At 72.7% G+C, this 5598-nt stretch carries 4 protein-coding genes; 2 read left to right on the forward strand and 2 right to left on the reverse strand.

Annotated features, from left to right (window positions below; translation table 11 throughout):
• Positions 1-27 precede the first annotated feature (27 nt).
• Together ACFW1A_RS37685 and ACFW1A_RS37690 are read right to left on the reverse strand one after the other, a co-directional pair.
• The gene (locus ACFW1A_RS37685; RefSeq protein WP_380417669.1) at positions 28-1791 is read right to left on the reverse strand and encodes a penicillin-binding transpeptidase domain-containing protein; all 1764 of its coding nucleotides are present in this window, start codon (positions 1789-1791) and stop codon (positions 28-30) included.
• A 140-nt stretch (positions 1792-1931) separates the two neighbouring features.
• A complete protein-coding gene (locus ACFW1A_RS37690) occupies positions 1932-3710 on the reverse strand; it encodes a dolichyl-phosphate-mannose--protein mannosyltransferase (RefSeq protein WP_380417675.1) in 1779 nt (592 codons plus the stop codon).
• A gap of 206 nt (positions 3711-3916) precedes the next feature.
• Here ACFW1A_RS37690 and rsmI point away from each other — a divergent pair, with 206 nt between their 5' ends.
• Both rsmI and ACFW1A_RS37700 read left to right on the forward strand, forming a co-directional pair.
• Positions 3917-4762, forward strand: coding sequence for a 16S rRNA (cytidine(1402)-2'-O)-methyltransferase (gene rsmI, locus ACFW1A_RS37695; protein WP_380417671.1), 846 nt, complete (start codon positions 3917-3919; stop codon positions 4760-4762).
• Positions 4763-5000: 238 nt separating this feature from the next.
• The gene (locus ACFW1A_RS37700) at positions 5001-5450 is read left to right on the forward strand and encodes a hypothetical protein (protein WP_380417673.1); all 450 of its coding nucleotides are present in this window, start codon (positions 5001-5003) and stop codon (positions 5448-5450) included.
• Positions 5451-5598 lie beyond the last annotated feature (148 nt).

Consider the following 5598-nt stretch of genomic DNA (forward strand, 5'->3'; position numbering starts at 1 on the left):
GCCCGCCCCCGTCCGTGCGTCTCTGCGTCAGCCCGCGTTGCCGACCTTGAGCACCTCGGCCACGGCCGGGGCGGCGGTGTCCGCGCCGAAGCCGCCCTGCAGCACCTCCGCGCAGACCGCCAGGTTGTCCCGGTAGCCGGTGAACCAGCTGTTGGTCGGGGCGTTCGGGGTGGTCTCGGCGGTACCGGTCTTGCCGCCGAACTGGGTGCCGCTGATCCCGCCCATCACCGGGGTGGCGGTGCCGCTGGGGTCGGTCACCACGCTGTGCATCATCGCGCGCAGCTTGGACAGCACGTCGGGGGAGAGCTGGCGGGCCGCCTGCACCTGCTGCTGACCCTCCACCAGGATCGGCTGCTTGAACTGCCCGCTCTCCACGGTGGCCGCCACCGAGGCCATCGCCAGCGGGTTCATCAGCACCTTGCCCTGGCCCATGAACTCGCCCGCGGTCTCGTCCTTGGTCTGGCCGGGCCCGGGCACCGAGCCGTCCACCGTGCTGATCCCCGGCGCGATCTTCCAGGGGGTGCCGATCCCGTAGACGTCCTGCGCCACCTTGGCCAGCTGCCCGGACTGCATCGAGGTCAGGCCCTGCTTGATGAAGGCGGTGTTGCAGGAGACGGTGAAGTCCTGCATCAGGGTGTTGTCGAGGTGGTCGCCCTTGAAGTCGTTCTTGTAGGTCTGGCCGGTGGTGAAGGTCTCCGGGCACGGCATCGTGCTGGTGGTGTCCAGGCCGGACTCCAGCAGGCCGGTGGCGGTGATGATCTTCATGGTGGAGCCCGGCGCGGTGGCCCCGAGCAGCCCGATGTTGTAGCCGCCGAGCGGGGCGCCGGCGATGGCCAGGATGTTCCCGGTGCTCGGCTCGATCGCCACCAGGCCGGCGCCCTTGTTGGCCTTGGCGTTGCCGTCGTTGACCGCCTTCTCGGCGGCGGCCTGCAGGGTGGCGTCGATGGTCAGCTTGAACGGCTTGCCCGGCTTGGGGTCGACCACCGTGAAGAGCGGCTCGGGCTTGCCCTTGCCGGCGTCGTTGGTGATCACCACACCGGTGCCGGCGTCGGCCGGGTCGCCGGCGCTGGTGCCGGACTGGAAGACCTTGACGATCTGGTCCAGCGAGTGGAGGTTGGCCAGCGACTGGCCCTTGCGGTCGGTCACCTTGGTCGGCGGGTTGAAGACCGGCTGGGTGGTGATGGTCTCGCCCGGGCCCAGGTGCGGGTGGATCACGGTCGGGGCCCAGTGCACCGCGGCCTTGCCGTCGCTCATCTTCACCATGCCCGCGTACCCGGTGTACTGCCAGACGTTGGTGGTGCCCGCGAACTCGACCTTCGACTTGAAGTTCATCATCACCTGGCCGGTCGGCGTCGCCGCGGCCGAGGGCGCGGCGCTGGCCGGGGCGCCCGGGCTCGGCGAGCCGGACGGCTTGGCGGTCGGCGCGCCGGACGGGCCGGCGGTGGCCGAGGCGAAGGCGGCCGGGGTGGCCGCGGCGCCCGGGGTCAGGGTCAGCGCGCTCGGCTTCACCTTGTCCCGGAAGGCGGTCAGTGCCGCGAGCGCGGTGGCCGGGTCGTCGGTCGCCTTGCTGGCCGCGTCCAGGTCGCCCTTGGCCCAGGCGTCCAGGAACTCCTTCTCGCCGGTCGCCGCCAGCTCCGGGGAGGGCGGCTCGGCGACCACCGTGCGCTGCTTGGGCCCGGCCGCGGCGGACGACCCGCCGGAACCGAAGAGGGCGTACGCCCCGTAGCCGCCGCCCGCCAGCATGGCGACTGCGACGGCACTGATGACGGCGGCCTTGGCGCCCTGGCGCATGAGGAGCTCCCCTGATGGCGGCTGGTGAGGACAGCCCAGCCTAAGCGGCCCCCACCGGTGCACCCGCGACAGGGGACCGCTCGTGACAGACCTGGTACAGACGCCGCGGTTTCGGATCGGCGCAGCTCAGGTCGCCCGGCTCAGATCCAGCTGGTGAACCACATCCTGGCCCGCCAGTCCGTCATCGGGATCACCTGTCCCGTGTACAGCGGGTAGAAGTAGAGGAAGTTCCAGACGATCAGCAGCACCAGCACGCCGGCCGCCGCACCGCCCACCAGCCGCCGTTCGTAGCTCGCCCCGCTCGGCCCGATCAGCGCCCCGACCAGCATCGTCGCGGCCAGCACCAGGAACGGCACGAAGGCCACCGCGTAGAACAGGAAGATGGTGCGCGTCTGGTACTCGAACCAGGGCAGCAGCCCCGCGCCCAGGGCGCAGAGGATCGCCCCGGCCCGCCAGTCGCGGCGCAGCGCCCACCGGAACAGGCAGTAGACCAGTCCGATCAGGCCCGCCCACCAGAGCAGCGGGGTGCCGATCGCCAGCACCTCGGAGGCGCACTCGCTGGCCCGGCAGCCGCTCTGCCCGAACTTGGGCGACTCGTAGTAGAAGGAGACCGGCCGCCCGAGCACCAGCCAGCTCCACGGGTTGGACTGGTACATGTGCGGGCTGTGCAGGTTGACGTTGAAGTCGTACATCTGCCCGTGGTAGTGCCAGAGCGACCGCAGGCCCGCGGGCACCCAGGTCATGTCCACCTGGAACGGCATCCGCACCTTGCCCAGGACCGGCAGCGAGACGAACTCCGAGGAGAGCCCGTGCCGCCCCACGGCCCAGTCGCGCCCGTAGCCGCCCTTGCCCGGCACCGAGCTGCTGGCCAGCCAGCCGGACCAGGAGGAGACGTAGACGACCGCCGAGACCACCACGATCGAGGCGAAGGCGGGCAGGGCGTCGCGGCGCAGCGTGGTCCACACCGGCCGCCGGGCCCCGGCCAGGCGGCGGGCGCCCAGGTCCCAGAAGACGGTGAGCAGCCCGAAGAAGGCCGCCACGTACATCCCGCTCCACTTGGTCGAGCAGGTCAGTCCGACGCAGACGCCGGCCGCCAGGCGGTACGGGCGCAGCCCCAGCTTCATCGCGTGCGCCCGCACCGAGTCGGGCGACTCGTCCAGCAGGCGGGCGATCCTGCCCCGGGTGTGGTCCCGGTCCAGCAGCAGGAAGCCGAAGGCGGCCAGGATCCAGAACATCACCACCAGGTCGAGCAGGGCGGTGCGGCTCATCACGAAGTGCAGGCCGTCCACCGAGAGCAGCAGGCCGGCCACGCAGCCCAGCAGGGTGGAGCGGAAGAGCCGGCGGGCGATGCGGGCCAGCATCAGGATCGACAGGCTGCCGAGCAGCGCGACCATGAACCGCCAGCCCACCGGGTGCATCCCGAACAGCTGCTCGCCGACGCCGATGATCCACTTGCCGACCGGCGGGTGCACCACGAAGGCCGGGTCGGTCTTGTACGGGATCACCTGCGGGTGGCCGAGGATCTGCGAGTTGGCGCCGTCGGACCAGTTGGTCTCGTAGCCGTTCTGCCAGAGCGCGTAGGCGTCCTTGGCGTAGTACGTCTCGTCGAAGATGATCCCGCCGGGGGTGCCCAGGTGCCAGAACCGCAGCAGGGCGCCGAACAGCGCCACGCCGATCGGGCCGAGCCAGCCGGACCAGCGGCAGAGCCAGGACCACAGCGGGTCCGGCAGCCGCACGCCCGCGCGCAGCAGCAGCGGCGAGGGCGGCACCCGGTCGGGCGTGACCCCGGGGCCGTCCGGCATCGGCGGGACCAGTCGCCCGGCCACCGGCACCGGTGCCGGCGCCCGGTAGCCGAACGCGGCGAGCCGGGCGACCCAGCCGGTCCGCGCGGCCTGTTCGGCCGCGCGCGGCGCGGGTATCGCCGGATCGCCGGGGTCGCCCTGGTCCGCCTGGACCGGGCTCCCGAGGGTCTGCGCAGTGGTCTCGACCACTGTCGCCTCAGCCGCCGTCTCGCCGTTCACCCGCACATCGTAGGGGTGGGGCCCGAAAGCAGAAGCCCCTGTGGGAAAGCTGCCCGGTTCGTCACGATTCTGCGCCACCATCCGGACCTGACAGGATGGGCGCCGTGACTGGAGTACTGGTACTGGCAGGGACCCCCATCGGCGACGTGGCGGACGCCCCGCCCCGACTGCTCACCGAGCTGGCCGCGGCGGACGTGATCGCCGCCGAGGACACCCGCCGGCTGCGCCGGCTCACCCAGGCGCTCGGGGTGACCCCGGCCGGCCGGGTGCTCTCCTACTTCGAGGGCAACGAGCAGGGCCGCACCCCCGAGCTGGTCGAGGCGCTCACCGGCGGTGCCCGGGTGCTGCTGGTGACCGACGCCGGGATGCCCTCGGTCTCCGACCCCGGCTACCGGCTGGTCGCGGCCGCCGTCGCGGCCGGGATCACGGTGACGGCGGTGCCGGGCCCGTCCGCGGTGCTCACCGCGCTGGCGCTGTCCGCGCTGCCGGTGGACCGCTTCACCTTCGAGGGGTTCCTGCCGCGCAAGACCGGCGACCGGGCCCGGGCGCTGGCCCAGATCGCCGCCGAGCCGCGCACCATGGTCTTCTTCGAGGCCCCGCACCGGATCGCCGAGACGCTGGCCGCGATGGCCGAGGCCTTCGGCACCGAGCGGGCGGCCGCGGTCTGCCGGGAGCTGACCAAGACCTACGAGGAGGTCAAGCGCGGTCCGCTGGGCGAGCTGGCCGCCTGGGCCGCCGAGGGCGTGCGCGGCGAGATCACCGTGGTGGTCGCCGGCGCCCCGCCGGCCGCCCCGGCACAGCTGAGCGCCGCCGAGCTGGCGGCCCTGGTGGCCGGCCGGGAGGCGGCGGGCGAGCGGCGCAAGGAGGCCATCGCGGCGGTGGCCGCCGAGCTCGCGCTGCCCAAGCGGGAGGTCTTCGACGCCGTGGTGGCGGCCAAGCACGCGGGCTGACCGGCCGGCCGGGAAGTTCCCTCGCACCCCGCCCCCCACGCGCGTACGGTGGAAAGACAAGGTCCGGAAAGGTAAAGCGAAACCCCGGCTGAGCTGGGGTTTCCGCCCCGTTCGTACAGGGTTGCCAAACCTGTGTCCAAGTCTTGGCAAGACGGGCATCGGGTCGGGGCGCCTGGGCATTCCATCGGATGGAAAGACCCGGACCGGACGAACGTCCGGCGGGCGCTGGGAGACTGAGATGAGCGAGACCATCGGTAGCCCGTTGACCGGCGTGACCGAACCCGTCACGCACTCCGGAACCGGCGGCACGGCCGCGCCGCACCTGGCCGGCGCCACCCGCCAGGGCACCGAAACGGTCCAGGAGGCGTACTCCTTCGCCTGCCTCAACTGCGGGTACGGCTGGGAGCAGGGTTACGACATCGAGCACCACCGGGCCCGCGACGGGCACCTGGTGATCCAGTACCACGCCAACGGGGTGCGGGTGCCCTCCCCGCTGCTCAAGCCCACCTGCCCCGGCTGCGGCGGCCACACCGTGCGGATCATGCGGGCCGGCCGGATCGCCACCGTGGAGCACTCCTGGCACCACGCCCCGGGCTACGCCGGGCACGCCGAGCCGGACTCGGCCGTCCCGACCCCGCCGCTGCCGCCGCGCGAGCACTGGTGGCAGCTCTGGCGCCCGCGCGCCTGACGCCCACCGAGCGCCCGCTCGACGGTGGCCCGGCCGCTCGGCCGGGCCACCGTCTAGTGCCGCGTCAGGCAACCTTTGCCCGTCAAGGAGCGGCGTCCGGTGCGTGCTCTCGGCGTGCCGGGCGGAGGCCCTCGTACTGGGTCGTACT

It is taken from the genome of Kitasatospora sp. NPDC058965 (assembly GCF_042741245.1).
In the GTDB taxonomy this organism is placed as follows: Bacteria; Actinomycetota; Actinomycetes; order Streptomycetales; family Streptomycetaceae; genus Kitasatospora.